We start from the raw sequence: 1,986 nt of genomic DNA on the forward strand, positions 1-1,986 counted from the left end.
GTTTCGGGTCTATACCTGGCAACTAATTCGCGCAGTTAACACTCGCTTTCGCTACGGCTCCGCTATTCGCTTAACCTCGCTACCAAATATAAGTCGCTGACCCATTATACAAAAGGTACGCAGTCACACCACGAAGGTGCTCCCACTGCTTGTACGTATACGGTTTCAGGTTCTATTTCACTCCCCTCACAGGGGTTCTTTTCGCCTTTCCCTCACGGTACTGGTTCACTATCGGTCAGTTAGGAGTATTTAGCCTTGGAGGATGGTCCCCCCATATTCAGTCAAGATAACACGTGTCCCGACCTACTCGATTTCACTGTAAAGATTTCTTCGTGTACAGGGCTATCACCTTGTATCGCTCCTCTTCCCAAAGGATTCCACTAAATTCTATACAGCTTAAGGGCTGTTCCCCGTTCGCTCGCCGCTACTAGGGGAATCTCAATTGATTTCTTTTCCTAAGGGTACTTAGATGTTTCAGTTCCCCTCGTTCGCCTCGTTACACTATGTATTCATGCAACGATACCTGTACCTCTAACTTACCTCTTACCACTATGCATTTTGTCATAGTTGGCTTTGACCGTTGTCGTAAACGACAACGTTAAAGTAGGTTAGAGGTACAGGTGGGTTTCCCCATTCGGACATCTGTGGCTCAAATGCGTTTTGTCAGCTCACCACAGCTTTTCGCAGACTTACACGTCCTTCATCGCCTCTAACTGCCAAGGCATCCACCGTATACGCTTAGTCACTTAACCATACAACCCTAAATAGCTTCCGCTTGAGAACCTGCGCGGCGCGTCTCTTCCTCGCTTAGTTGGTCACATACTGATGTATGCTCCCGCCTGCGCTCGTCGTATCCGCTTGCTCAGAACCTCAATCGTCGCTATTTCCTCTACTACACATGAAAGAAGTAGATTCCATAGCTGTTAGTTGAATACCCAAAGGTTGCGACAACCTAAAAGGATGGATATCAACCGCCTACCCCGCCTTTTTGTCCAGGGTTAGGTGAGATTGCTCTCTGCTGTATGATGACTAGCTAATCGTGAATTTGCCTTGTCATCATATTGTCAATCGGACTTGCCGATTGACACGCTTTTTCAGCGCTTTAATTGATAACAAGCAATTCAAGTCAAGTAGAGTAATAGCGTGAAAGAACATCTTTCGATATTCAATCTCAGTTACTCTTTTGATTGATTACTATTAATATCAGCTTTCCAAATTGTTAAAGAACGTTTTTGTCAATCGGACTTGCCGATTGGCACGCTTTTCAGCTTTTCGTCATCGGACTTGCCGATGGCGACGCTTTTCAGCGCTTCAGGGTAAAAAACCCTAATCAATGTTTACTAAACTTAAGTAAATATTCATTAGGATCCTATTCCATCAGACCTATTTTATTAGTGCATTTCTTGGTTAGGCAAGGAAGCGGAGCGCGTAGTGTGCAAGTAGCACATGAGCGATTCGCTGACGCCGCATAAGCAAGAAATTGGTAGGCTTGGGCAGACTTGAACTGCCGACCTCACCCTTATCAGGGGTGCGCTCTAACCAGCTGAGCTACAAGCCTCCAGCTTGCTGCGCATTTAAGCGTTTTGCTGCGGCTTGGTTCGGCGCTCACTCAGTCACATACTGATGTATGCTCCTTCACTCGCTTTCTGAGTCCGCCGCGGCCCGCTAGGGATTGCCTAACACTTAACTGCTTGCAATCTGACTTTTATCAAACTGCGCAAAGTGGTGGAGCTAAGCAGGATCGAACTGCTGACCTCCTGAATGCAAATCAGGCGCTCTCCCAGCTGAGCTATAGCCCCAAATATGGTCGTTCTTTTCTTTAATAACAAAACAATCTGTGTGAGCACTACATTAAAAGCGTAACTCGATTCTTTAAGGTAAGGAGGTGATCCAACCGCAGGTTCCCCTACGGTTACCTTGTTACGACTTCACCCCAGTCATGAAACACAAAGTGGTAATCGTTCTCCCGAAGGTTAAACTAACTAC

Annotated in this window: 2 tRNA genes and 2 rRNA genes; all 4 read right to left on the reverse strand. The window is 46.2% G+C overall.

Annotated features, from left to right (window positions below):
* Positions 1–752, reverse strand: a 23S ribosomal RNA gene (locus tag HCJ96_RS16115); the annotation flags it as partial.
* A gap of 729 nt (positions 753–1,481) precedes the next feature.
* Positions 1,482–1,558, reverse strand: a tRNA-Ile gene (locus tag HCJ96_RS16120).
* A gap of 165 nt (positions 1,559–1,723) precedes the next feature.
* A tRNA-Ala gene (locus tag HCJ96_RS16125) sits at positions 1,724–1,799 on the reverse strand.
* A 79-nt stretch (positions 1,800–1,878) separates the two neighbouring features.
* Positions 1,879–1,986: ribosomal RNA gene (locus HCJ96_RS16130) — 16S ribosomal RNA — on the reverse strand; the annotation flags it as partial.

It is taken from the genome of Alteromonas ponticola, assembly GCF_012911815.1.
Classification (GTDB): Bacteria; Pseudomonadota; Gammaproteobacteria; order Enterobacterales; family Alteromonadaceae; genus Alteromonas; species Alteromonas ponticola.